Genomic DNA, 23163 nt, shown 5'->3' with positions numbered 1-23163 from the left:
CGAGGGCTGATCAGCTGATTTCAGCGGTCAGCGGAAGTGCGGATACCGAGGTTCCGACGTGCAGGGTGAATATGCCCGGTTCGACGACCCAGCCCTGGTCGGTCCAGTGCTCGAAGGCGCGTCGCGGCAAGTCGATAGTGGCGGTGACGGTTTCGCCCGGACCTGCCTCGACCGCGGCGAAGCCCGCGAGCCACCGCACCGGACGGTCGACGCCGCTGTCCGCGCGGGACAGATACGCCTGCACCACCTGGCGGCCCGAACGCTCACCGATATTGCGGACGGTGACGGTGGCGGTGTGACCGCTCACGGTCAGATCCACCAGCTCCCAACTGGTGTAGCCGAGCCCGTGTCCGAACGGATAGGCAGGAGCCACACCGGATTTCAGCCAGGCGCGATAGCCGACGTGAATGCCCTCGGTGTAGGGCAGGGCATTGTCGGCGGCGGGCTTGGTGTCCAGAACCGGCACGTCGGCCATGACCTTGGGCCAGGTGGTGGGCAGACGGCCGCCGGGCTCGGTCGCACCGGTGAGCACATCGGCGAGCGCATCGCCGAATTCTTGGCCCGGGAACCACGAAAGCAGGACGGCGGCGACGTCGTCACGCCACGGCATCTCTACCGGCGCACCGGAATTGACGACCACGATCGTGCGCGGGTTCACCGCGGCCACCGCCGCCACCAATTCGTTCTGGCGGCCGGGCAGCGACAGATCCTTGCGGTCGTAACCCTCGGATTCGATCGCCTCGGTGGTGCCGACCACGACCACAGCGACCTCGGAGGTCCGCGCCAGTTCTACTGCGGCAGTGAACTCTTCGTCGGCAGAGCGACGCGGGCGACCGATGCCGAAGGTGAGGCCCATGGCGGGCAGACCCTTGTCGAGCGCGGGAACCAGTTCGATGAGCACATCGACCTCTTCGCCCTCGGTGAGGGTGCGGCTGACCCAGCGCTGCGGCGGATTCAGCAACATCTCGACCGGATCGCCGCCCTCGGGGAAGACGGTCTCCGTGTGCGCGGTCTCGCCGTCGAGCTCCAGCCGCAGCGTGCCGACACCCGCGTAGCCGATCCGCCACTCCCCCGCCACATCGGGACGCAGGCGACCGCGGATCTCGAAGGACTTGGCCTGCGCGGCGAAGGGCGTGCCGAAGAGCATGAGATTGCCCGCGGTGCGGTGCTCGGAATTCAGGACCGTCTCACCGTCGAGGAAGCGCAGGTTCACACCCGCCGTGCCGGTCTCCGGATCGGTGACCAGATCCAGCGGCACCGCGATCATGTTCTCGTTGAGGTGAACGCCCGGCGTGTACACCACCGGCAGCACCTCGCGCAGGCCCTGCAGCGGTGAACTCGTGTGCGATGGAACGACCGTCGCGCTCCCACCACCACCGAAGCGCGGCTCCGCGGCGGCCGCGCCCAGCAGGGCGACCTGGGCGGGCTCGCTCAGCGGCAGTACACCGTCGTTGGTGGCCAGCACCATCGCTTTGGCGGCGGCGTCTCGGACCAACCGGCGTGCCGCTTCATCCGTGAAAGCCGGCGTCTGCCGCGGGGTTCCGTTCAGCGCACCCACTCGCTGCGCGAATCGCAGTATGCGGCGGACTTTTTCGTCGATCGCGGTCTCGGGCACCGTACCGTTGCGCACGGCCTCGATCAGCGGCGCGGCCCAGAGTTCCCACGGGCCGGGCATGGCCAAGTCGGTACCGTTGGCGGCGCCCTCGGTGGAGCGCACGGCGGTCCAGTCCGAGACCACCACGCCGTCGAAGCCCCACTCACCCTTCAAGGGCTCGTCCAGCAGCGGGTTTTCGGTCATGGTGACGCCGTTGACGGAGTTGTAGCCGTCCATGATCATCCACGCGCCCGCGTCCACGGACCGCTCGAACGGGTAGAGATACAGCTCGCGCAGGGTGCGATCGTCGACGATCACGTCGGCGGTGAACCGCTCGGTTTCGGAGTCGTTGGCGACGTAGTGCTTCGGGCACGCGCTGACGCCGTGATCCTGGACGCCGGTCACATAGGCGGCGGCCATCTCAGCAGTGAGCATCGGGTCCTCGGAGAAGCATTCGAAATGCCTTCCGCCGAGCGGGGATCGGTGCAGGTTGATGGTCGGGCCGAGCACCGCGTACACATTCTTGCGGCGCGCCTCGGCGGCGATGAGCCCACCGATCTCGGCGAGCAGCTCGCGATCCCAAGTCGCGCCCAGCGCCGAACCTGACGGCAGGCTCACCGAGGGATCGCGCTCGTCCCAGGTCTCGCCGCGCACACCGGAGGGGCCGTCGGAGACAGGCATCTCGGCCAGTCCGATGCTCTCGTCACCGGCGAAGCGGAAGATATTGGATCCGGAGATGAGCCGGATCTTGGCCTCCAGGTCCAGCTTTTCCAGCAGCTGTTCGATGTTGTCGCTCATGCCAGCTCTTTCCAGAAGTTCACCAGGTCGGCGGTTACTTGTGCGGGGACGTCCTCGTTCGGCACATGTCCGATGCCCGGGTACACCGCGGTCCTGGCCCGCAGCTGTCGAGCGAAGTTTTCGTGGACCTGCGGATCCCACAGATCGTTCGTGTCGCCGTAGGCGATGAGCAACGGCACGCCGGCATCGCGCAGCGCGGCGGGATCAGCCAGCGGCGGGGTCTCCATACATTTCAGAATGCCGAGGATGTTCGCTCTTTTGGTCTGCAGGAGCCGGTTGTGCAGGAATTCCGCGCGCTCGGGCGATGGCGTCTGCCCGGCGGCGTCCATGGCATCGCTCATCTGCTGCCAGAGAAATTCCCCGCCGGCGGACTCCACCACCTGCGCCACCAGCTGTGGCGGCGAGAATTTGATGTCCTCGACCGAGGAGGGGCCCGAGGCCAGCAGCGTGAGGCTGCGGAATCGCGCGGGCTCGTCGACCACGCTGACACGGGAGACGTAACCACCGAAGGAGTGCCCGACCAGGTGCACGGGCGCGTCCGGCGAGACCTGATCGACAACACCGCGCAGGTCGGCGACGAAATCGGCCATCGTGTAGCCGGCGATATCGTCGGGTCCCTCGGACTGCCATTGGCCGCGCTGGTCGTAAGCGACCGCGCGATAACCGGCCGCCGCGAGCAGCGGGAGCATGAGTTCGAAGTCTTCTTTGGAACCGGTGAAGCCCGGCACCAGCACCACGGTGCCGAGGTTCGGCGTACCCAGGGGCGGGTTGACCTCCCATCCGGCGAGCGAACCCGCACCGCCTAGAAGCGTGATCGATTCGATCGGCATCTCGGTGCCCTGAGTCATCGGCTGTCCTTCCTCGCACGTCCCGTCTCGGTACGGCTGGCACGAGTGTGCCAGCGGATATCCAGTCTACCGAGTGACCACTCGGGAGTGTGATCCTTTTGTTATCTATTGGGTTTTCCGGGTCCCCGGGTTCGACTACTGTCGCTGCTCATGACGCCGCACCCCCAACGCCGGAGACGGGGTGAGGACCGCCGCGAGCAGATCATCGACCAGGCGCTCGGGAGCTTCGCCGAAAACGGCTACCACAACTCCTCGATCGCCGACATCGCCACGCGCTGCGGGCTTTCCCAGCCCGGCCTGCTGCACTACTTCCCCAACAAGGCGGCCTTACTCGCCGCGGTCCTGGACTACCGCGATCGCCTCGACTACGACCGCCTCGGCATGGACCGCCGACTGCGCGGCAAAGAAGCTCTGCGGCAACTGGTCCGGCTGGTCGAGCACAACATGCACGTCCCCGGCCTCGTCCAGCTCTTCACCGTCGTCACCGGCGAAGCAGTCACCAGCGACCACCCCGCCCACTCCTGGGTGGTCAATCGCTACCGCATCCTGGAGACCTACCTGGCCGACGCCCTCGACGGCGGCGTCACCGACGGCACCTTCCGCCCCGACATCGACACCCGCGCCGTAGCCCGTCAGATCTCGGCCATGATGGACGGCCTGCAACTGCAATGGCTCCTCGACCCCGAGCGCGTCGACATGGCAGAACTCTTCCGCACCTACATCGACGACTTGACCACCCGACTGTCGACATAGGTATCGCGTCGACGGAGTCCTCGCACTCCATGCACTCGATGGTTATCGGTGGGCTAGTCGTGCGCCGGATCGGAGATCCGTTGCAAGTGCTACCCCGTCGGTCGCTGGAGATGACATGCTGAGGCTGTCGATGCGAGGAGGCGGCGCATGTTGGTAAAAGTATTGTCGGACAACGTAAATGAGCAGTTGAGTCGATCTCGTGACCAACTTCGTTCCGTGTCGACGAACCGAGCGGGGTGGCAGGAGGAGCACATTCGATCCCGCGGTGAGTTGAATGCTGCTCGGCGTTCCAAGCCACTGTGGCGGCAAGTGCTGTCGGTTCCCAGTGCTTCGGAAAAACTCGCTGCCGCCCGCGCCGACTTCTCAGCACGGGAGGTCGTTAAAGCGGGCCGGGATGTGCAAGATGCGGACAGACAGGTGCGTCAACATGGCGCAGGAGCTCACGGCGAAGATCTCTTCGCCCTGAATTTGTCTGCCCTGCGTGATGAGTGGGTCATGCTCCGGGGTTACTGCAACCGGCGAGGCGAGACCGACTGTGTATTGGTGGGTCCGGCAGGGGTTTGGGCTGTAGAGGTCAAGCGCCGACGCGTGTTGTTGCATGCGGTCGGTGACCGTTGGTTCTTGCAGAAGCTCAGTGCACGCGGAAACTCGTTCGAACTGGAGCCAGCAGCCGACCGGGCAGGACGTAGTTGGCCGCAGCAGGTCGGAGAGATCGCTCAGGATCTGGAGACCTGGCTACGTAGGCAGGGCCATGACGTCCCGGTCCGGACAGCGGTCATGGTTGTCCACGAGCAAGCGCGAGTCGTCGAATGCGTTGGTCCGGGCGTCGACTTCGTCGGAACTAATCCGCGCCAGTTCATGGAATACATGACTTGCGGAATCGACGTTCCGTTACTGGCTGCGGACCGCTGCGCGGCGATCGTCGATCTGGTAGTGCGCGATCACAAATTCCACACCGGACGCCGAAGGTCGAACAAAAATCGCCCACGGCCGCGTTGACCAAACCCTTGTCGAGCCATTTGCTCTAAAGACATCGTCGGGCCGGCAGATCGAGACAGACTGCTCTTCCGCCAGCACCGAAGGTTGTAGTCATTGGGAGACGACCTAGTCGTCAGGCCAGAAAATTGCCGCTACGAGCACAACCGCCGGAACGGCGAAGGCGATCACCAGGCCCGCCGTCATCAAAGGTCCGCACTGAAACCGACAGCCGTAGATGTGACACTCCGAATGTCACGCTCCTCCGCGGCTGTCAGGTACGCGTTTAGGTTGTCCAACGTCCCCGTGACCACAACCCGCCACGGGCTTTCCAGCTGGAATCCCCCAGGGGATGGACGAACACGCATAGAGCGGAGCGCGGCTCGTTCGTTCAACGACTCGACCGTAGGCCGAACTGGCTCCGTCATGACGTCTTCTGCTCCCGGCGCTCGAACCGTTTCAGCGCTTCGAGCAATCGCCGGATCACGGTCGGGGGTGCTACCTCAATTGGGTGTAGGCGCGTCGTATCGGGCGGCTGGCACTGTGGAAGCACGATTCCCCTCCTGCTCGGTGGCGAGCCTGCCCAGGCAACCGGGCTGGGATCGAGTTACCTGGGCGGCCCGTTGGCTACGGGACCATTCCCGCTCCGATGTCCAGAATTCCGCTCAGTGATGTTTTGCGGCAGTGGCATTGCCGGTGCCACGAGGTGGCATTCCTAGTGGCACACAAGCGAACCGGTCCGTACCGGGGCATCATGAGTTCATGCACACGGGCAAGCTCATTCGCGATCTGCGAGACGCGCGCGGGTGGTCGCAAAGTCGGCTTGCGTATGAACTCGGGCAGCACTCGGGGCAACCGATTACGCGGGAATACATCTCGCGTCGGTGGGAGTCGTGTAAGTCGGTGCCCTCGCCGTTCTGGCTCAGGCACCTAGCCGCCGTCCTAGATGTGCCCCTTGCTGTAATGGAGTCCGATACCGTGCAACGCCGACAGTTCCTATCCACGATCGCCGCTACCGTGGTGGCCCCCGTTGTCGCCTCCGACTTGCTGGCGGAGGGGTTCTCGGCACGCCTGAGGGGCGCGGGTCCCTCGGTCGACCGGTGGGCCCACACCCTCACCGGGTACGGAGCTGACTACATGACATCCGGGGCCGCCGAGATTCAACAGCGGCTAGCGATTGACCTTGCGGTGATTCAGCAGCAGTGCGATACCCCGCAGATGTGGACTCATGCCGCACGGCTGATGACGTTGTTCGCCAAGACTTTTCCGGGTTCGGACGGATCAAGAGCGGTCAGTTGGTATCGGATGGCCGCTGAGTCCGCCGACCATTCCGGCGACGTCGACACTCGGGTTTGGGTCCGAGGTCGGGCCGCTATCGCGCTGGGCTACGAAGGTGCGTCGCTTCCCATCGCTGAAATGTTCGCCGACCAAGCCCTGGCTATCTCCGACCAACCATCCCTGGGACGGTTGAACGCGTTGTACGGCAAAGCTCACGCCGCCGCCATCGTGGGCGACGCCGACACAGCGCGAGCTCTCGACCTCGAGGGCCGCAGGGTCTTCGACCAGGCCGGTTCGGAAGACGGCGAAGCCTCCGACTACGCCGTCCCGCATTGGCGGCTAGGCGTTTTCCGATCGCTGTTGCGAGCTCGTCTCGGCGACGAGGCCGAAGCCGTTTACGCCCAAGACGAAGCTCGGCGGGAGCTTCCGGCCACTCTTCCACGCTTCCGAACGCACCTGGAGATGCATCGCGGATTGATGCTCGTCCGCGCTGGCGACCGCGAAGCCGGGGTGGAGTACGCACAGACCGCGCTCAATGCTCTGCCGCCCGAAAAGCATTCGCTCACACTGCGAATGCTCATGGATGAGATAACCCGCTGACAGCGCTCAGGAAACAGGGCATCCAAGCCATGTAGGGGCGATCAATCTCCGATGCAGCGTGCTCCTTTGATCCCGACCGCGAGTTCGGCCCCATCGGCGGAGACAACCGAGACGCTGTTCACGTCCTCGGTGTAGGCGACAGCCGCTGCCGCAGTACAGATTCGGAGTGCGGTCTGCGCGCCGGCCGGATCGTCGGCCAGGTTCGTCTCGATCTCGACGGCGGTACATTGACCAGTTATCGAGACTCCGGTGATGGCGAACTCGGAAACGGCGTTCCTGATCTGGTCGACATCGCCGCACCCGTCGCCGGCCGGCTGGAGACTCGCGGTAGACGACGCTGATGCCGGTCCCCCGGCCGAGGTGTCCGATGTGCTCGCGCATGCGGCCGACATACCCAGTGCCGCACAGACAGCGAACCACCGCAACGCGGTGTAGGAGCTGCTCATCACATGGTCTGTGCGTCGATGAGCGTGCCGGTCGCGTGCACGACTTCGAGATGCTCTACCACCGGCTCGCCCGGGCGGTGACCGGCGAAGGCGGTGTCGACGGCGGGATGGATGCGATCTTCGAAGGCGCGAGAGCAGTGCGCCTCGGATTCCCACACGTCGATGTAGCGCAGCCCGCCGTCGGCGCGGCGCACACACAGGTGCAGAAGTGAGCCGTCCAGCGGCTCAGGACCGAGCTCTTCGATGATCCGGCGGTAGAGCTCCTCACCGATAGGGACGTCTTGAATGTAGGCGTAGACCATGGCGGTATCCCTTCTGAATTGATCCGAATTGGGTTCGGATCAATATTGGGTAGGATAGGCGTCCATGGACGAGAACGTCAAGGTCGGCAAGCGCCGATACAACGCTCCGCGGCGTGCCGCGCAGGCGGCGGATACGCGTCATGCGGTCCTCGACGCCGCCCGGCGCCTGTTCGTTCAGAACGGGTATGCCGCCACCACCGTGAGCGAGATCGCTACGGAGGCAGGCGTTTCCGTCGACACTGTCTATGCGTCCATCGGTCGCAAGCCGGTGCTGGTCCGAGAACTCGTCGAGACCGCCCTCTCCGGCACCGACCAAGCGGTTCCTGCCCAGCAGCGGGAGTATGTTCGCGCGATCGGCGAGGCGCGAACGGCCGAAGACAAGATCGCGATCTACGCCGACGCGCTGGCCGCGATCCAGCAACGACTCGCGCCGATCTTCCTCGCCCTGCGCGATGCCGCGACCACCGACGCGTCCTGTGCTCGGGTGTGGGCGGAAATCGGCGATCGGCGTGCCGCCAACATGCGTCGATTCGCGGCCGACCTGCGCAGCACGGGTCAGTTGCGCGCGGATCTGTCCGACGACGAGGTAGCCGACATCCTCTGGAGTATGAACGCGACCGAATATTGGGTTCTCCTTGTCGGCGAACGCCGTTGGACCGCGGAGCGCTTCCGGGACTGGATCATCGACGCATGGAGCCGCTCGCTGTTGACCGACCCCGAAGCGCCCCACGCCTGAGCCGGCACTGCCCGCCTGTCCCGACCCCCCGTTGGGGAACTGTCGAGGTGGCGGTCGTGTGCCATGATCGGCAGGGTGAACAATGTGGGCGATTCCGCATTCGATCGAGCCGAGTTCGATCAGCTCGTCGGCTCGCTGCGCGCGGAGTTGCACGTGCACTGCTATCGACTCCTGGGCTCGGTGCACGACGCCGACGATGCCCTGCAAGAGGCGATGCTGCGCGCCTGGCGTTCCCGTGCGAATCTCACCGACCCGCAGAAGTTCCGGCCGTGGCTGTACAAGATCGCGACGAACCGGTGCCTGACCATGCTCTCCCAGCGCGGACGCCGCGAACTGCCGATGGACAGCGCACCGAATGAGCCTGCGGCCGAGCGGATCTGGCTCGATCCATTGCCAGGTCTCGGTGCGGGCGAGCCGGGACCGGAGGCTCGCTACACGGCGAGGGAGGCCGTGGAATTAGCTTTTGTGGCCATGATCCAGCAGCTGCCGGGACTCCAGCGCGGCGTCTTGATCCTGCGCGATGTCCTCGGCTTCACGGCACACGAGACAGCCGAATTGCTCGACGTGACGGTCGCCTCGGCCAACAGTGCCCTGCAACGTGCGCGAGCGCGCGCCGAACGGGACGCGTCCACACCGTCACAGGACCCGGGTGATCCGCGGACCCGTCACCTCGCCCAGCGCTACGCGGCCGCGTGGGAGGCCGCCGACGTCGACGGCATCGTCGAACTGCTCGCCGCCGACGCCAGGTACGCCATGCCACCGCTGCCCGAATGGTATGCCGGGCGGGCAGCCATCCGAGACTTCCTGGTGGCCGAGCCGTTGCGCTGGCGCTGGCGTTTCCTGCCCACCGTGGCCAATGGTCAACCAGCCTTCGGTACCTATTCGTGGGATGAAGAGAGCCGCGTTTTCGCTGCCATGGCACTCGATGTGCTGGTCGTGCGCGACGGCGCGATCACCGACGTGGTGTCATTCCTCGATCCCACGCTCTTCCCCCGTTTCGCGCTACCGGGCACCGTGTCCGACTGATTTCTCGCCCGACGATTATTTCGGCACCCACCGCAGGGTCATATGGGCAGTGGGATGTTCCCACCGGCCGAGACCCGAGCGCTCGGCACATCGAAGGGAGACCGACATGTCGGAAGACCAGGCCCAGATCCGCACCCTGGTGCACGCGTGGGCGAGCGCCGTCCGTGACCGTGACCTCGACCGTGTCCTGGCCGACCACACCACTGACATCGTCATGTTCGATGTTCCGCCGCCGCAGAACGGGGTCCGCGGTATCGACGCCTACCGGGAAACCTGGCCGCCCTTCTTCACCTGGCTGGCGCGCGGCGCGGAGTTCGACATCGTCGAACTCGACGTGACCGCGGGAGCCGACGTCGCCTACGCGCACGCTCTGCTGCGCTGCGGCACTCCTGAAGACTTTGCCGCACAACCGGATACGCGCTTACGCCTCACTCTGGGCCTTCGCAAGGACCACGGACGCTGGGTCGTCGCGCACGAACACCACTCGTTCCCGGACACAACCGTCCCAGACCCGCAGCCGCGTCAGGACGCACCAACTTTGCGCTGAGTTGGAATTCCGCGGCTCCGGATCAGCCTTCACCGCCCGGCCACGTCCGTGCCGTGGCCGGGCGGTGTTAGTGACCCCGATCGCGCGGTGTCAGCAGTCGCGGTCCGCGGCCAGTGCCGCGAGCAGGTCAAGGTCTGCCAGGGCTGCGGCGTCGGATCCGACCTGCGAAATCGTCGCCATCGCTTCCTCGTACAGCTGTCGCGCTTGCAGGCGGCTCCATTCCCGTCCGCCTGCGGCTTCGATCAGCTCGGCGGCGCGGACCAATTCGCTGTCGTCGAGCGGCTTTTCGCGGAGGTAGAGGTCGGCGAGCGCGCCGGATTCGGGGGTGTTCGAGCGCAGGGCGAACACCACCGGCAGCGACTTCTTGCGGCTGCGCAGGTCGGAGAACACCGACTTGCCGGTGACGTGCGGGTCGCCCCAGATGCCGAGCAGGTCGTCGGTATGCTGGAAGGCGCGGCCCAGGCGTCTGCCGAACTCCTGCAGGCGCAGGAGTTCACCGGAGTCCGCGTTTGCGAACAGGCCGCCGAGGGCCGCCGAACATCCGAACAGCGCCCCGGTCTTCTGGTCGACCATGGTGAGGCATTCCTCGACCTCGACATCGGTGCGCCGCTCGAATCCCAGGTCGGCGCACTGGCCCTCGACGAGGTGCAGCACCGAGCGGCTCATCAGGTTCGTCGCTTCGACGATCGGTGTGTTCGGCTCCGCGGCGAGCAGGGAATAGGCCTGGGCGACCAGGGCGTCGCCGGCGAGGATGGCGGGCCCGATCCCGAAAGCGGTCCACGCGGTCGGGCGGTGCCGTCGGGTGGTGTCTCGGTCCATCACATCGTCGTGGAGCAGCGAGAAATTGTGCACCAGTTCGACCGCGACGGCTGCGCGCACGGCAGCTGCCACGTCACCGCCGGTCAACCGGGCGGCCGACAGAACCAGCGCGGGGCGAATCGCCTTGCCGCCGTCGTGCTTTTCCGGCCGCCCTGTCGGGTCCCACCAGCCGAAGTGGTACCCGACGATGGTGCGCACCGTGGCAGGCATCATCTGCACGGCCGCGTGCAGGGTGGCGGAGCAGGCCTCGCGACATTGCTCGAGTACGTCGACGGCGGTGCGGGGGCTCGGTGACACCGCGGGTGCTGTCACGGGTGCCTGTGCCAGGATCGGCGTGGTCGCGGCCTGCGGTGTGCTCATCGATTCACCTGCACTTCGGTCAGTGCACCGAGGGCGTCCGGAACAAGTACGGCCGCGGCATGATTGGCGCTGATGAGGTAGGAGGCGATCGCCCGGTCGTCGATGCCGGTGAAGCGGACGTTGATGCCCGGCTCGACTTCGTCAGGCAGGCCGGTCTGGCGCAGGCCGATCACCCCGTCGTCGGATTCACCGATCCGCATCGCCAAGATCGTGCTGGTCCCGCTCGGCGAGATCGGGATCTTGTCCGAGGGCAGTAGCGGCACATTGCGCCACGCGTGCACCCGCTTTCCCTCGACTTCGGTGGGATCCGGGTAGATGCCTCGCGCCGTGCATTCGTGGCCGAACTGGGCGATCACGCGGGGGTGGGCGAGGAAGAACGCGGTCTTGCGACGGCGAGCCAGCAGTCGATCGAGGTCATCGGGTGTCGGGCGGCCGGTGGCAGAGCACAACCGCTGACTCGGGTCGACGTTGTGCAGCAGGCCGTAGTCGTGGTGGGTCAGCAGGTCGCGTTCCTGGCGTTCCCGCAGCGCTGCTATCGACAGGCGCAGCTGCTGGTCGAGCTGGTTCATCGGCTTGTTGTAGAGGTCGGTGACCCGGGTGTGTACGCGCAGCAGCAGTTGCGCGATGCTGAGCTCGAGTTCGCGTGGTCGCTGGTCGTAGTCGACGTAGGTCCCGGGCAGGGTCGGCTCGCCCTGCTGGCCCGACAGCAGGCCGATCGCCGCCTGACCGTATTTGTCGGCACCGGTTCGTTCGGCGGCGACCGCGGTTCCGAGGTCGGCGACGTGGGCGGCCAGGCGGGGTTCACGGGCACACAATGCGTCGAACACCGCGCGCGGCAACGCCAGCACCGTGCAGGCGGTGCTCGCGGTAGCCGTGTATTCCCAAATGGCTTGTCCACCGAGCAGAGTGGCGGCGCCGAGGTGGCTGCCGTCGTCGAGCACGTCGAGCTGTACCTGCTGGCCGTAGTCGCCGGGGCCGGTCAGCACGACCCGGCCGTGGGCGAGCACATAGGCCGCATCGATTTCGTTGCCGAACTCGCAGATCGTCTCCCCGGCCGCGAACTCCTGCTGCGTGAACAGGCGGGCGAGCTCGACCAAGGTGTCGTCGTCGTCGAAATCGCGCAGCGCCCGCAATTCGCGCAGTTCGGCCGGGATCACCTGATAGCGGCCGTTGGCCAGCGTGCAGGTGACGTATCCGTCCCCGACGGTGTAGGTCAGGCGCCGGTTGACCCGGTAGGTCCCGCCGTCGACCTCGACCCAGGGCAGCATGCGCAGCAGCCAGCGGGGCGTGATTCCTTGCATCTGCGGAACAGATTTGGTGGTGGTCGCCAGTGTGCGGGCGGCGGCGACACCGAAGGCTGTCGGTGGGTTCTGGGCGGTGCTGGTCACGAGGAAATCCTTCCCGGCGAGGTGGCATGGGTGGCGACGCGCGGACGAATGCGGGCGGCGGCGGTGCCGATACCCGAGGGTCCCCACGTTTGGACCGGGCGGGCGGCAGTGTGCGATTGCCTGCCGATCGGGTAGTGCAGGTTCTCCGGGCGGTATCGGCTGGTGGCGCGATGCCAGTGCAGGATGCCCGCGATCCAATCACGCAGTTCGTCGATGTAGCTGGTGAGCGCCGCGCGAGCGGTGTCGTCGAGCCGGTGGTGTTCGAACAGGACCGGCAATTCGTCGTCGACGAGTCGCTGGAACTGCCGCATTCTGGCGCGCATCAGGTCGTCGACGACCTCGGCGGCGATGTCGCGGTCGCAATCGAAGAACGACTCGACCACCAGGATCGCGTTGTGCAACTCGGCTTCGAATTCGATCTCTTTTTGATAGGAGAAGAAGTCGTTGATCAAACAGCCGTAGTCCTGCGCGGCGTGTTCGATGCCGCGCATGGTGGTGGACTCGAACACCGCATCGGGGATCAGGCCGCCGCGGGCGATCTTCGACAGCGCGATCGTCAGATCCGAGCCGAAGGTGCGCCGGCGCATCTCCAGGTAGTCGACCGGGTCGGGGACCCGATGCTGGATGTGGTTGGCCAGCTCCCACAACCAGCTCTCGGTCATCGATTCCACCGCTTGCCGGAATGTGCGCCGAGCGGCCTGCGACATCGGCCGCGCGGTGCGCGACCACAGGTCCACCAACGATCGTTCCAGTGGATTGACCGGTGCCCCTCCAGGTTTCAGGTCCAACGGCATGAAGGTCGACAGTCTGGCGTTGCAGGCTTTCGCCCCTGCCATCGCGGCGGCACCCTGGGTGGGCGGGAAGACCGTGGGAAAGTAGTCGTCGCCCCAGGTCCCCCAGGTGAGCCATTCGGCCGACAGCGTCAGCGCCTCGAGATCGGCGTCGGGATCCAAACCGGCTGAACACAACGCGAAATCGAACCCGACTGTGTCCTCGCGAGCCCACAACTGCCGCCCACCGAGCTCCGGCAGCGGGTCGTGGAATCCGACCTGTTGCGCCCACTCGATGCTCGCCGCGCGCGCCACGGGCAGGTGCGGTGACAGACTCAACTCGAACGGCACGTCGAAGTCCGGCAGCGGCAATTGCCCGGTGCGGCGCAACGGAACCTGGCGATGACTACGCGCTCCGCCCGGCCCGGCCAGACCCTTCCAGAACCCGGGTCTGGCCAGTTCGGTGCCGAGCCCCGCGGGACCGAACGACATCGATCCCATCGCCGCGGAGCCGTTCATGTACCGATTGGACCGCAGATGCCATTCGTGGCCACCGGACTGCCAGTCCTGCAGGCCTTGCGCATACGACAGCGTCGCCGCGCACTGCACCGCGTCCAGCCCGTGCTCGTCGAACAGCAGGGGCAGTTCGGTGAGCACGGTGTTCTCGAACTGGTGGATTCGCGAGGTGAGCTGGTCGTTGACGATGTCGGCGGCCTGCTGCGGCGAACAGTCGAAGAACCGCTCCACCACCAGGACTCCGTTGTTCACCTCGCCTTCTTCCTCGGTCTCGCGCTGATACGAGAAGATGTCGTTGCGCAGGTGCACCGCGTCGGAGAAGGTGTCCTTGAGCACGCGCATCGGCCGGGTGCCGACGACGGTTTCGGGAATCTCGGTGCCGCGGGCGTACTCCACCAGATCGGCCGACCACGGTGCGCCGCCGACCCTGCGCCGCATCTCGATGTAGTCGATGGGGTTGGGAATCCGGGCGGTATTGATATTGCCGATCTCCCAGACACAGTCGAGCAGCAGGTTCCGGGTGCTTTCGCGAAACCGTTCCTGCCAGCCCTGCGACATCGACGGCACCGTCCGCGTCCACAGGTCGGCGAGACCGCGTTCATCGGGGTTGGTCGGTTCGGGCATCGCGGCACCGTCGGGCGGCATGAACGTGGCCAGGCGGTCGAGATACCGCCGGGCGCCGTCCATGTCGCCGGTGCGTTTGAACGCGTCGAGGAAGTGGTCGTCGAAGTAGAAAACCCAGGTGTACCAGTCGGTGACGGTGTCGAGCACCGGTGCGCTCGCCTCCGGATGGGTGTAGGCGCACAGGCCGGCATAGTCCATGCCGTCGAAACTCGCCTCCTCCCAGACCACGTCGCCACCGACGGTGTCGCCGAGCATTCCCATCTCGTAGGCCCACTGTTTGGTATGTGCCCGTGCTTGTTCCACGTGCGCGTTCAGCCGCGCGGGATGAGCGACGTAGAACTCGGGCAGCTCGAAGGGCTGCACGATGTCAGACCTCGGCGCCGAGCTGCACGTTCTCGAGGATCGCGAGGGCGTCGGGCACCAGCACGGCACCCGAGTAGTAGGTGCTGACCAGGTAGGAGATGATCGCCTTGTCGTCGATGCCCATGAAGCGCACGTTCAGTCCGGGCTCGTACTCGTCGGGAATCCCGGTCTGGCGCAGGCCGATCACGCCCTGAGCCGCTTCACCGGTGCGCATCAGCATGATCGAGGTGGTGCGACTGGCCGAGGTGCCGATCTTGTTGCACGGCAGGATCGGTATGCCGCGCCACGACGGCACCCGGTGCCCGTTCAGCTCGGTGCTCGTCGGGTAGATGCCGCGGCGGCTGCACTCGGCGCCGAAGGCGGCGATGGCCTTCGGATTGGCCAGGAAGAACGCGGGTTCCTTCCAGACCAGGGCGAGCAATTCGTCCAGGTCGTCCGGTGTCGGCGGGCCGGTGCGGGTGCTGATCCGCTGCCGTGGCGCTGCGTTGTGCAGCAGACCGAAGTCGCGGTTGTTGACCATCTCGTCTTCTTGGCGCTCGCGCAGGGCCTCGATGGTCAGCCGCAGCTGCTGTTCGATCTGGTCCATCGGCTTGTTGTAGAGGTCGGCGACTCGGCTGTGGACCCGCAGCACGGTCTGCGCGATGCTCAACTCGTATTCGCGCGGTGACAGGTCGTAGTCGACGAAGGTGCCCTGCAACTGCGGCTCGCCGTCATGGCCGGAGGCGAGCTCGATCGAACTCTCGCCGTAGGGGTTTGCCCGCTCATCGGCCACGGCATCGTCGAGCTGAGCCACCCGCACATGCTCGCGCAGTCCTTCGATCCGTGCGCTGACCTCGGCCAGAGCGCGGGAGGTGAGGACCAGGCAGGTGCACGCGGTGACGGCTTTGACGGTGAAGTCCCATGGCTGCGCGTCGGCACCGAGGATCCGTTCCCCGATGAACCGGCCGTCGGTCATGATCTCGAGAACGGTCGACTCGTCGTAGGCGCCGGTGCCGAGTTTGTCGGCCTTGCCGTGGGCGAGCACCACCAGCTCCTCGGCCGGCTGACCGGCTTCGGCGATGATGTCGCCGGGCGCGTACTGCCGTTCGACGAAGGAGTCCGCGAGCACCTGCAGGGCAGCGTCATCGGAGTACTGGCGCAGATAGCGCAGCTCACGCAGATCGGGTGCGAGAACCCGGGCCTGGCCGGCGGTGTCGTAGCAGGTGATCAAGCCGTCGCCGACCGTGTAGGTGAGGCGACGGTTGACGCGGTACACACCACCGTCGGCCTGCACCCAGGGCAGCAGTTTCAGCAGCCACCGAGAGGTGATGCCTTGCATCTGCGGCACGGATTTGGTGGTGGTTGCCAGGTTTCGCGCGGCCACGGTGCTGAGGCTCAGCTGGGCGGCGGCAATGGTTCCAGAGAATGGTTCAGCCAGTTCAGTCATGAGTTCTTCCTGCTTCTAGAGACATGGGAGAAACGAGATGACACACCACGGGGGAACGAACGAATCAGTTATCCACCGGCTATCGATTGTGGCAAAACGACTGTAGCGGAAAGCATGCAATACCCGAGGGCGATTGAGCTGAATTCTGTTGTGCACTAATGTAATTCAAAGCCTGGGCCGATTCGCGGCATGCGAAAACCCAGGTAGGAGCAGCCCTCGTGACACTGCAATGGGGATGCGAGGTAGTTGCTGCTATGGCTCACGAACGTCGCAACGCCGCCCTGGCCGCACCCGCGCTTCCCATGACCAACACCAGGGCGGTCAGCGCCCAGCGCCGCTGTTCGACGGCCACCGGCTGGGCGACCACCGCCTCCGGTTCCTGCTCGGGGGGCGGAAGAAACCTCATCGGTGGGGCGACCGGGACGGGTGGGCTCGGTACCTCTGGCGTGGGTGACGGAAGCGGCGGTGCGGGAGTGACCGCCACGCTCGGTGGTGGTACCGGGGGTGGTTCTCGAACCGGTGACGGTTCGGGTGCGGGCGGCACTGTCGGCGGCGGGGCCGAGGGCGATGGCATCGGTACGGGCAGCGGCGGCGGCGTGGGAGCAGGCAAGGGAAAGGGCGCGGGCGCCGGAACAGGCAACGGAAGCGCAGTCCGGGGCTCCGGAACAGGCATGTCCCGTCCATCGAACGGGCGGGCTGGAGCCGGCAACTCCAGACCTGCGCGGGGCGGTACCCGCTCCGGAGCAACCGGCAGCTCGTACGAGCGTTCGGGAACGGGTATCTCCAACCCACCGAACGGAGGAACGACCGGGTTCTCGAATGCCCTTCTCGGCGTAGTCGTCTCCGGTCGTTCACTCTGACCGGGGAACAGTGGTTCCGCGAACGGCCGCCGGGCGTCGGGGGGCTCCGGTTCCTCGAACCGAGGCGCCGATCGAGGAATCCCGCCCGGCGTCGGTTGCACGGTCGTGGCGCCGGGCGGCACGCGAGGCGTGTCCACGGGTTCGGCCGGAGCGGTGGTGAGCGCCCCGGCACGCGGAGTGCTTCGGGGCAGCACGACACTCGGCGGCTCGACCGACGGGGACATCGGAGTCGCACCGACCGACCCCGGCGCGAACAGGCCCATCCCCGACAGCAGGGCAGCCCAGATCCCTCTCCGCACAGTCATTTTCACCTCAGCTGCGCCAGCACAGCGTCGAAGGCTGTCGGTGCCACCGCAGCGGCCCGGCCGTAGGGATTCTGCAGTTCGAAGATGGTGAAGATCATGAACGTCACCACCGCCGCGAAACTGGCCACCACGACGACATGAATGCGTGCGCTGGTGCCGGAGAACAGCAGTGACAAACCCACCGACAGAATCGCGCCCAGCGCCAGCGCCAGCCACATCATCGGCGACAACGCGCTGCCCGCGGCCTCGATCCTTGCCTGCCTGGCCTCGTAGACCTCCCACAGCCGATCGGCCGCCGCGATCTGGCGCGAACGTTGCCATTCGTCGGCGGCGGGGGTGGCGGCAATGGCGGTGCGCACCGTCGAGAGCTGGTTCCACGCCTTGTCGTCGACATCTTCGCCGGAGGTCATGGCGGGCCATTCGACCTCGATCACCTGGCCGGTGTAGGCATGGACGGCCCTGGTGACGGTGCTGCGGGCAGGTTCGGACAACGCGTCCCCCGACCATTGCAAGGCGAGCAATCGGTCCGCTTCGTCGGACGCGGCCTTCGCCGCGCTCGCGTTGGTATCGAGCACGCCGATGAGCAGGAACGACGCCAGCACCACCTGCAGACCGCCGACGAGGGTGAAGACCTGCCCCACCGACTCGTTGGTGGCCTCGCCGTCGTGGCCCTTGCCTCTCCTGCGCAGCAAGTAGGCGGCGCTCCCGGCCAGTCCGGCGGCCACGATTACCCACAGCAGTGCTTCCCAGAGCATGTCTCGGTAGTCCTTCGTCGTCGAGGTGGGCGATGATGCGCGCCGGAAATCACTGAAGATTCATGTGGACCACCTCCGCGGAAGGGAGGACACGATGAGGAATCCTGCGACCGACAACCACGGAATAGCAAGGGGGCCAACGGTGTCGAGATTAGGCCGCGGGAACGAGTGCCGCAATGACCAAGCAAACCATCGACGAGCTCCGGTACAGACCGCCCGATGACCGAAATCGGCAGGCGGGACCGTCCTTCGAGGCGGTCGACCGCGCGGCTCTCGCACACGGTCCTGGCACGACATCCCGGCGAACCTGGCACGGAATGCGAGTGTCGTCCCCGCGTCGACGACGAGATCGACCCGACCGCATCAGGTCACCGAATTACGCTGTTATCCTTGACCTTTCGAGAGCGATTCCAGATTGTCGACAGGTGCAGGCAACCGGTGACGGATCCGCGTCCTACCCGTTTCCGGCGACCGCGCACCCCTGCGCGGAGGTGGGATATGCACAGCGAGGCAGACGCGCACGAGATCGAGGCCCGACCGCAGACCGAGCCCGACGGGCGGCGCTCGGATCGAACGACGATCGATCCGAGGAGCTCGACGCGAAAGAAGTCTGTTTTGTTCGAATTGGGGCAATCGACGAGCGAATTGATCCGACCGGAAACAATCTGTCCGCTGGAACGCCCCGGGCCCGCCGACGACCAGGGCGTGCCTCTGCGTGGATCGCGCGATCTACAGCGGGTGGGGTTCGGCTGCGAATTGCGCGCCCGCGAGGATTTCGCTGCCACGCTGTGGACTTCGAGCACCGGGTCGGTGTTGGTCGCCCGGCTGCGATCCTCGGACATCACCGCCGAGCGTGGTATCGGCGTCGACGACGACCACTACAGCCAGTACCTGCAACTGGGTTTGGTGCTGACCGGACGAGCCACGCTCGAGCAACGGGGCCATCGATCGACCGCGGTAGCCGGTGAGGCTTTCGCGCTGTGCCTCGACAGCCCGTTCCGCTCGACTCTCGCCCGATGCGACGCCCCGGCCACCGACGTGCTCTACCTCTACCTCCCGGTGGATTCGCTGACCGCCTGGGGCCTGAACGCCGCCGCGGCGGCCGGCCGGTCGTGGCCGCTGTCGCGGGCGGCGGTGTCCGCTCTGACGGTCGCTCGCGATATAGCCTGTGGCGCAACAATTCCCGGCAGCCTGCGGATAGTCGCGCGCATCGACGAGATCCTGTTCCGGGCGGCGGTAGTCGCTCTGCTGGAACGAGACCTCACCGACGCGACAAAGGAACTCACCGCCGAGGATGTGCTGCGCCGCCGCGCGGCCGACTTCATCGACCGCAACTTCGCCGACCCGACCGTGAACCCGGATGCGGTCGCGGTTCGGTTGCACGTGAGCAGGCGAACGCTGTTCCGGGCGTTCGAACTCCAGGGCATGTCCGTCGGGCGGCTCATCCGCACCCGCAGACTGGCGGCCGCGGCGAGCGCGCTCGGTGACGACACCCGCGGGCTCCGCGATATCGCCGACAGCTGCGGTTTCCGCACGGTCGACCAGCTTTCGCGAGCCTTCCGCGCCAAGTACGGGGTAACCCCCGCCGCCTACCGCACCGCACGACGCAGGGATGCCATGGCGGGGTGGTGACCGCTCACAGCTCGACGCCGAGCACCTCACGGCCGATCTCGCCGGCCAGCACCTCGGTCGAGTACGCCATGAGCTGCCCGGCCTCGGCATCGCGCAGGTGTCGCTGGATCGGCGACCCACGCAGATAGCCCGACGCTCCACCTACGCGCACACCCAATTGCGCGACGTCCACGGCCACCTTGTTCGCCAGATACTTCGCCCGTGACAGCGTGGCGAAGAAGGCGGGATTCGCGCTGTCGGCCTCGCGTAGGCCCTGGTCGTAGAGGGCGTGCGCGGCGGCGAGCCGGATCTGCACGTCGGCGACCTCGTGCTGCACCCACTGTTGGTCGGCCAGCGGATTGCCGAGGATCATCCGTGAGCGCGCGTGCGCGACCAGCGCGGCAAGCGCCGCGTCGGCGACACCGAGGGAGATGGCAGGCAACCCGGCCGGGATCACCGCGAAATCGCCCGGTCCCGGTGCGCGACCGCGATATTCGGCGCGCAACACGGTGTTGTCGAAGGCCAGCAGCTGACTGCGGGTCGCGCGCAACCCGAGGGTGTCCCAGATCGGGATGATCGATACCGACTCGTCCGGGATCACCCCGAAGAACGTCGGTACTCCCGAAACCAGCGCGTTCACCAGCAAGTAGTCCGCGATCTCACTGCCGGAGACGAACCGCTTCGCACCGGAGAGCGACCAGCCGCCCACCGCGGGCTCGGCCACCTGCTGCGGCTGCAGAAAGCGGTTGCCGCTGCCCGGTTCTGACAACGCGTTGGCGAACCGTTTACCCGCGAGGAACTCCTCGGCGAAGAACGACCCGGCCGAATCGCCGGTCAACTCCGCCAACGCGACGCCCGCACCGGCGTGCATCACCCAGATCGTGGCAGTGGACGGATCGGCCTTCGCCAGTATCCGGACCAATGTCCCGAACGACTGGTAGCTCAATCCGAGCCCACCCAGTCGGCGAGGCAGCACCGCCCGATCGACCTGAGCATCATGCAGCGCGGTCAACTCCGCGAGCGGAATCTCGGCCCGTTCGTCGTAGTCGGGCGCGTCGGCGGCGAAACCCACCGCCAGTTCGGCCACCCGATCCAGGATCTCCTGTTCGCCCGGCTCCGGCGACGATCCGACCTGCGCGCTGATCACGAATTGTCCTCCGCTCGAAAGGGTTTCGACCAGGATACGCAGTGCGTCGCAGGCTGCCGCGAGATCGGGATTTCGGTCGGCGGGCACCGCGGCGGTGAGCCCGAATCTGTCGCTCTCCTCGATCATCTGGGTGCTCGGCCTGTTTGAGAATCGATTGTCGAGGCATTCCGGGACCAGAGGCTCGTAGAAGGAGAACTTGTGACTTCCGGAATTCTGGTAGCTGTCATTGTCATCGTGGTCGTACTCGCCGGTGCGGCATTTCTGGCCCAGCCATACCTACGCCGGAGGCGTCTGCGAGGCCGTTTCGGGTCCGAGTACGACCGGGCCCTCGAACAGAGCGACGATCGCCGCGCCGCCGAACGCGAACTGGTGGAACGTGAGCGCAGGCACCACTCGCTCGAGCTGCGTGAACTGACTTCCGAGCGCAAGCAAGAGCTCACCGCGGCCTGGACGACCGTGCAGGAGCGCTTCGTCGACAAGCCCGCCGAGGCTGTCGGCGAGGCCGACCGGCTCGTCACGACCGTGATGGCCGAACGTGGCTATCCCACCGAAGGTTTCGATCAGCAGGCCGCCGATCTCTCCGTCGAGCATGCCGCGACCCTCGGTCACTACCGCGACGCCCACGACATCGCGATCAAGCACGCGGACGGAAAGGCGAGCACCGAAGACCTTCGGACCGCCCTCGTGCATTACCGCGCGCTGTTCCTCGATCTGACGAACGGCCACACCACGCACAAGAAGGACACCGTTTCATGAGCACCGAAAACAATCGAACCAAGACCGATGCGCGCACCGACGATGTCGAGCACGCCCCTCTCGGCGAACGCGATCGCCTCGCGGCGGGCAAGCATGTCGATCACCAGGTGATCGACGCCGAGGTCATCGATCCGGATTCCGGACGGGATCCGAAGGCCTCCGCTGCCACGGACGAGACGCGGCCGGATCACCGCCGCGACAAGACCGCCGCCGGCGGTCTCGCAGACGGCAAGCACACGCCCGTGGCGGCCCGCACCGCCGGCGAGGCCGAGGCGGATCTCACCGGTACCCGACCCGAGGTCGGCACCGACCGCGACGCGATCGTCGCCGAGGGGCCCGGCCACGAGAAAGACGCCGTTCACGCGGGGCGCGAGCAGGCAGTTACGCAGAAGAGCCCGGCCACCGAGGTGGAGGACGACGTCGTTCCGCTGTTCGACGAAAAGTCCCTGGAACAGCTGCGCGGTCGCTGGCGTGATCTGCAGGGCTCCTTCGTCGACGATCCCCGCGATGCGGTGTCCCAGGCCGACAATCTGGTCGGCGAGCTGATCCACGAGCTGACCAGCACCTACGCCGAACGTCAGAAGACCATCGCGGGCCGGTGGTCGGAGACCCCGGACACCGAGTCGTTGCGGCGCGCGCTGCGCAGCTACCGCGCGTTCTTCGACCAGCTCCTGACCCCCACTGCCTGACCTCGGCATCTGCCACAGAACCGTACGAGCGCTCGATACAGTCGAGCGCTCGTACGGTTCTGCCGTCTCCAGAGCCCTGCCAGTGATTGACCCGCACCGGTATGGGTACGCGCGCCGTATGGAAATCATCGTGATCGTCGCGCTGGTCGTGCTTGTTGCGGTTGTGCTGCTGAGAAGCAAGCGCACCACAAAGCCGCCGGACCGTCCCGACCGTCCGTCGTCCAGGGAAAACGACCCGAAATAGGTCGCAGGTGCCGCCGATTCGGAGCCGCGGGACCGGGTATGCGCCTGTGAGCAGCGAGGATGACCGAGAGCCGAGGAGACGATCCACGACATGGTTCAGGTGACGCGCACGATCAAGGCCCCGGTGGACGAGGTGTTCGCGGTGCTGGCCGACGGATGGTCCTATGCGAGTTGGGTCGTCGGCGCCTCCCATATCCGCGGAGTGGACGACGCGTGGCCTGCCGTGGGAGCTCGCATTCATCACAGTGTCGGACCATGGCCGGGCACGATCCAGGACACGACCGCGGTTCGCGCCATCGATTCGCCGCACAGCGTCGAACTCGATGCCAGGCTCTGGCCGTTCGGCAGCGCAATTGTCCGGCTGGAACTACGCGCTCTCGGCCCCACTTCGTGTGAGGTAGTGATGACCGAGCGAGCCGTTCGTGGACCGAGTCGATTCATTCCGCACGCGGCGCAGGCGCTGCTACTCGCGCCACGTAATCGCGAGTCGTTGTCACGGCTCGCCGATCTCGCCGAGGGCGGGTACGCGGACGCGAGGCCCGATAGTCGAGACAGGTGAAGCGCTCCCCCGGAATTCCCATGAGCCGAGTTAGAGTTGCACCGCGCGGCATTTCCCCTCCTGAGCAAA

At 66.2% G+C, this 23163-nt stretch carries 22 protein-coding genes and 1 pseudogene; 12 read left to right on the top strand and 11 right to left on the bottom strand.

Going from position 1 to position 23163, the window contains the following annotated elements; all coding sequences use genetic code 11:
• Nucleotides 1-10 precede the first annotated feature (10 nt).
• Nucleotides 11-2392, bottom strand: a complete 2382-nt coding sequence (locus tag QX204_RS10675; protein WP_301906499.1) for a glycoside hydrolase family 3 protein — start codon at nucleotides 2390-2392, stop codon at nucleotides 11-13.
• Nucleotides 2389-3240 carry an alpha/beta fold hydrolase gene (locus tag QX204_RS10670; RefSeq protein ID WP_301906498.1) on the bottom strand — a complete coding sequence of 284 codons (852 nt, stop codon included), beginning with the start codon at nucleotides 3238-3240 and terminating at the stop codon, nucleotides 2389-2391. The genes QX204_RS10675 and QX204_RS10670 overlap by 4 nt, the downstream gene beginning before the upstream one ends.
• 150 nt (nucleotides 3241-3390) lie before the next feature.
• Here QX204_RS10670 and QX204_RS10665 point away from each other — a divergent pair, with 150 nt between their 5' ends.
• From QX204_RS10665 to QX204_RS10655, 4 genes and pseudogenes are all read left to right on the top strand, one after another.
• On the top strand, nucleotides 3391-3993 hold the full coding sequence (locus QX204_RS10665; RefSeq protein ID WP_301906497.1) for a TetR/AcrR family transcriptional regulator: 603 nt from the start codon (nucleotides 3391-3393) through the stop codon (nucleotides 3991-3993).
• 147 nt (nucleotides 3994-4140) lie between these two features.
• Complete coding sequence (locus tag QX204_RS10660) at nucleotides 4141-4992, top strand: nuclease-related domain-containing protein (protein ID WP_301906496.1); 852 nt, start codon at nucleotides 4141-4143, stop codon at nucleotides 4990-4992.
• Between the two features lie 738 nt (nucleotides 4993-5730).
• A pseudogene (locus tag QX204_RS34425) lies at nucleotides 5731-5874 on the top strand (transcriptional regulator); the annotation flags it as partial.
• 231 nt (nucleotides 5875-6105) lie between these two features.
• Nucleotides 6106-6846, top strand: a complete 741-nt coding sequence (locus QX204_RS10655) for a DNA-binding protein (RefSeq protein WP_301906495.1) — start codon at nucleotides 6106-6108, stop codon at nucleotides 6844-6846.
• A 41-nt stretch (nucleotides 6847-6887) separates the two neighbouring features.
• Here QX204_RS10655 and QX204_RS10650 read toward each other — a convergent pair whose 3' ends face one another.
• Nucleotides 6888-7292 carry a hypothetical protein gene (locus QX204_RS10650; RefSeq protein ID WP_301906494.1) on the bottom strand — a complete coding sequence of 135 codons (405 nt, stop codon included), beginning with the start codon at nucleotides 7290-7292 and terminating at the stop codon, nucleotides 6888-6890.
• Entirely contained in the window at nucleotides 7292-7594 is a 303-nt protein-coding gene (locus QX204_RS10645) for a hypothetical protein (protein ID WP_301906493.1), read from the bottom strand. The genes QX204_RS10650 and QX204_RS10645 overlap by 1 nt, the downstream gene beginning before the upstream one ends.
• A gap of 64 nt (nucleotides 7595-7658) precedes the next feature.
• Between QX204_RS10645 and QX204_RS10640 the strand changes: the two genes are divergently transcribed.
• From QX204_RS10640 to QX204_RS10630, 3 genes are all read left to right on the top strand, one after another.
• Entirely contained in the window at nucleotides 7659-8330 is a 672-nt protein-coding gene (locus QX204_RS10640; protein ID WP_301906492.1) for a TetR/AcrR family transcriptional regulator, read from the top strand.
• A gap of 84 nt (nucleotides 8331-8414) precedes the next feature.
• A complete protein-coding gene (locus QX204_RS10635) occupies nucleotides 8415-9356 on the top strand; it encodes an RNA polymerase subunit sigma-70 (protein WP_301906491.1) in 942 nt (313 codons plus the stop codon).
• A gap of 106 nt (nucleotides 9357-9462) precedes the next feature.
• The gene (locus tag QX204_RS10630; protein ID WP_301906489.1) at nucleotides 9463-9903 is read left to right on the top strand and encodes a YybH family protein; all 441 of its coding nucleotides are present in this window, start codon (nucleotides 9463-9465) and stop codon (nucleotides 9901-9903) included.
• A gap of 90 nt (nucleotides 9904-9993) precedes the next feature.
• On the opposite strand, the gene QX204_RS10625 is transcribed toward QX204_RS10630, so the two are convergent.
• The 6 genes from QX204_RS10625 to QX204_RS10600 all read right to left on the bottom strand — a co-directional run bounded on the left by QX204_RS10625 (nucleotide 9994) and on the right by QX204_RS10600 (nucleotide 18089).
• Entirely contained in the window at nucleotides 9994-11082 is a 1089-nt protein-coding gene (locus tag QX204_RS10625) for a family 2 encapsulin nanocompartment cargo protein polyprenyl transferase (protein ID WP_301906488.1), read from the bottom strand.
• Nucleotides 11079-12470, bottom strand: coding sequence for a family 2B encapsulin nanocompartment shell protein (locus QX204_RS10620; RefSeq protein ID WP_301906486.1), 1392 nt, complete (start codon nucleotides 12468-12470; stop codon nucleotides 11079-11081). The genes QX204_RS10625 and QX204_RS10620 overlap by 4 nt, the downstream gene beginning before the upstream one ends.
• Nucleotides 12467-14743, bottom strand: a complete 2277-nt coding sequence (locus QX204_RS10615; RefSeq protein ID WP_301906484.1) for a terpene synthase family protein — start codon at nucleotides 14741-14743, stop codon at nucleotides 12467-12469. The genes QX204_RS10620 and QX204_RS10615 overlap by 4 nt, the downstream gene beginning before the upstream one ends.
• A gap of 4 nt (nucleotides 14744-14747) precedes the next feature.
• Complete coding sequence (locus QX204_RS10610) at nucleotides 14748-16169, bottom strand: family 2B encapsulin nanocompartment shell protein (RefSeq protein ID WP_301906483.1); 1422 nt, start codon at nucleotides 16167-16169, stop codon at nucleotides 14748-14750.
• Between the two features lie 259 nt (nucleotides 16170-16428).
• On the bottom strand, nucleotides 16429-16575 hold the full coding sequence (locus QX204_RS10605; protein ID WP_301906481.1) for a hypothetical protein: 147 nt from the start codon (nucleotides 16573-16575) through the stop codon (nucleotides 16429-16431).
• 761 nt (nucleotides 16576-17336) lie between these two features.
• Nucleotides 17337-18089 carry a bestrophin-like domain gene (locus QX204_RS10600; RefSeq protein WP_301906480.1) on the bottom strand — a complete coding sequence of 251 codons (753 nt, stop codon included), beginning with the start codon at nucleotides 18087-18089 and terminating at the stop codon, nucleotides 17337-17339.
• A gap of 705 nt (nucleotides 18090-18794) precedes the next feature.
• Here QX204_RS10600 and QX204_RS10595 point away from each other — a divergent pair.
• Entirely contained in the window at nucleotides 18795-19721 is a 927-nt protein-coding gene (locus tag QX204_RS10595; RefSeq protein ID WP_301906478.1) for a helix-turn-helix domain-containing protein, read from the top strand.
• 4 nt (nucleotides 19722-19725) lie between these two features.
• Here the strand turns inward: QX204_RS10595 and QX204_RS10590 are convergent, their stop codons facing one another.
• Nucleotides 19726-20973: an acyl-CoA dehydrogenase family protein gene (locus QX204_RS10590; protein WP_301906477.1), complete on the bottom strand. Its 1248-nt coding sequence runs from the start codon at nucleotides 20971-20973 to the stop codon at nucleotides 19726-19728.
• Between the two features lie 72 nt (nucleotides 20974-21045).
• On the opposite strand from QX204_RS10590, the gene QX204_RS10585 reads away from it, so the two are divergent.
• The 4 genes from QX204_RS10585 (at nucleotide 21046) to QX204_RS10570 (ending at nucleotide 23094) form a co-directional block, all read left to right on the top strand.
• Complete coding sequence (locus QX204_RS10585) at nucleotides 21046-21603, top strand: hypothetical protein (protein WP_301906476.1); 558 nt, start codon at nucleotides 21046-21048, stop codon at nucleotides 21601-21603.
• Nucleotides 21600-22292 (top strand): hypothetical protein, encoded by a 693-nt coding sequence (locus QX204_RS10580; RefSeq protein WP_301906475.1) that lies wholly within the window; start codon nucleotides 21600-21602, stop codon nucleotides 22290-22292. The genes QX204_RS10585 and QX204_RS10580 overlap by 4 nt, the downstream gene beginning before the upstream one ends.
• 118 nt (nucleotides 22293-22410) lie before the next feature.
• A complete protein-coding gene (locus tag QX204_RS10575; RefSeq protein ID WP_301906474.1) occupies nucleotides 22411-22536 on the top strand; it encodes a hypothetical protein in 126 nt (41 codons plus the stop codon).
• Between the two features lie 90 nt (nucleotides 22537-22626).
• Nucleotides 22627-23094: an SRPBCC family protein gene (locus tag QX204_RS10570; protein WP_301906473.1), complete on the top strand. Its 468-nt coding sequence runs from the start codon at nucleotides 22627-22629 to the stop codon at nucleotides 23092-23094.
• Nucleotides 23095-23163 lie beyond the last annotated feature (69 nt).

It is taken from the genome of Nocardia sp. PE-7, assembly GCF_030486425.1.
In the GTDB taxonomy this organism is placed as follows: domain Bacteria; phylum Actinomycetota; class Actinomycetes; order Mycobacteriales; family Mycobacteriaceae; genus Nocardia; species Nocardia salmonicida_A.
Note: the sequence above shows the minus strand (reverse complement) of the source record. Positions and strands in the feature narration are given on the sequence as shown.

Excerpts from the sequence above, each read along its gene's own strand:
- QX204_RS10670 (WP_301906498.1), bottom strand. The coding sequence starts at position 3,240 with ATGACTCAGGGCACCGAGATGCCGATCGAATCGATCACGCTTCTAGGC.
- QX204_RS10580 (WP_301906475.1), top strand. The coding sequence starts at position 21,600 with ATGAGCACCGAAAACAATCGAACCAAGACCGATGCGCGCACCGACGAT.
- QX204_RS10625 (WP_301906488.1), bottom strand. The coding sequence starts at position 11,082 with ATGAGCACACCGCAGGCCGCGACCACGCCGATCCTGGCACAGGCACCC.
- QX204_RS10665 (WP_301906497.1), top strand. The coding sequence starts at position 3,391 with ATGACGCCGCACCCCCAACGCCGGAGACGGGGTGAGGACCGCCGCGAG.
- QX204_RS10640 (WP_301906492.1), top strand. The coding sequence starts at position 7,659 with ATGGACGAGAACGTCAAGGTCGGCAAGCGCCGATACAACGCTCCGCGG.
- QX204_RS10600 (WP_301906480.1), bottom strand. The coding sequence starts at position 18,089 with ATGCTCTGGGAAGCACTGCTGTGGGTAATCGTGGCCGCCGGACTGGCC.
- QX204_RS10630 (WP_301906489.1), top strand. The coding sequence starts at position 9,463 with ATGTCGGAAGACCAGGCCCAGATCCGCACCCTGGTGCACGCGTGGGCG.
- QX204_RS10570 (WP_301906473.1), top strand. The coding sequence starts at position 22,627 with ATGGTTCAGGTGACGCGCACGATCAAGGCCCCGGTGGACGAGGTGTTC.
- QX204_RS10610 (WP_301906483.1), bottom strand. The coding sequence starts at position 16,169 with ATGACTGAACTGGCTGAACCATTCTCTGGAACCATTGCCGCCGCCCAG.
- QX204_RS10605 (WP_301906481.1), bottom strand. The coding sequence starts at position 16,575 with ATGAGGTTTCTTCCGCCCCCCGAGCAGGAACCGGAGGCGGTGGTCGCC.
- QX204_RS10590 (WP_301906477.1), bottom strand. The coding sequence starts at position 20,973 with ATGATCGAGGAGAGCGACAGATTCGGGCTCACCGCCGCGGTGCCCGCC.
- QX204_RS10660 (WP_301906496.1), top strand. The coding sequence starts at position 4,141 with ATGTTGGTAAAAGTATTGTCGGACAACGTAAATGAGCAGTTGAGTCGA.
- QX204_RS10650 (WP_301906494.1), bottom strand. The coding sequence starts at position 7,292 with ATGAGCAGCTCCTACACCGCGTTGCGGTGGTTCGCTGTCTGTGCGGCA.
- QX204_RS10575 (WP_301906474.1), top strand. The coding sequence starts at position 22,411 with ATGGAAATCATCGTGATCGTCGCGCTGGTCGTGCTTGTTGCGGTTGTG.
- QX204_RS10655 (WP_301906495.1), top strand. The coding sequence starts at position 6,106 with ATGACATCCGGGGCCGCCGAGATTCAACAGCGGCTAGCGATTGACCTT.
- QX204_RS10675 (WP_301906499.1), bottom strand. The coding sequence starts at position 2,392 with ATGAGCGACAACATCGAACAGCTGCTGGAAAAGCTGGACCTGGAGGCC.
- QX204_RS10645 (WP_301906493.1), bottom strand. The coding sequence starts at position 7,594 with ATGGTCTACGCCTACATTCAAGACGTCCCTATCGGTGAGGAGCTCTAC.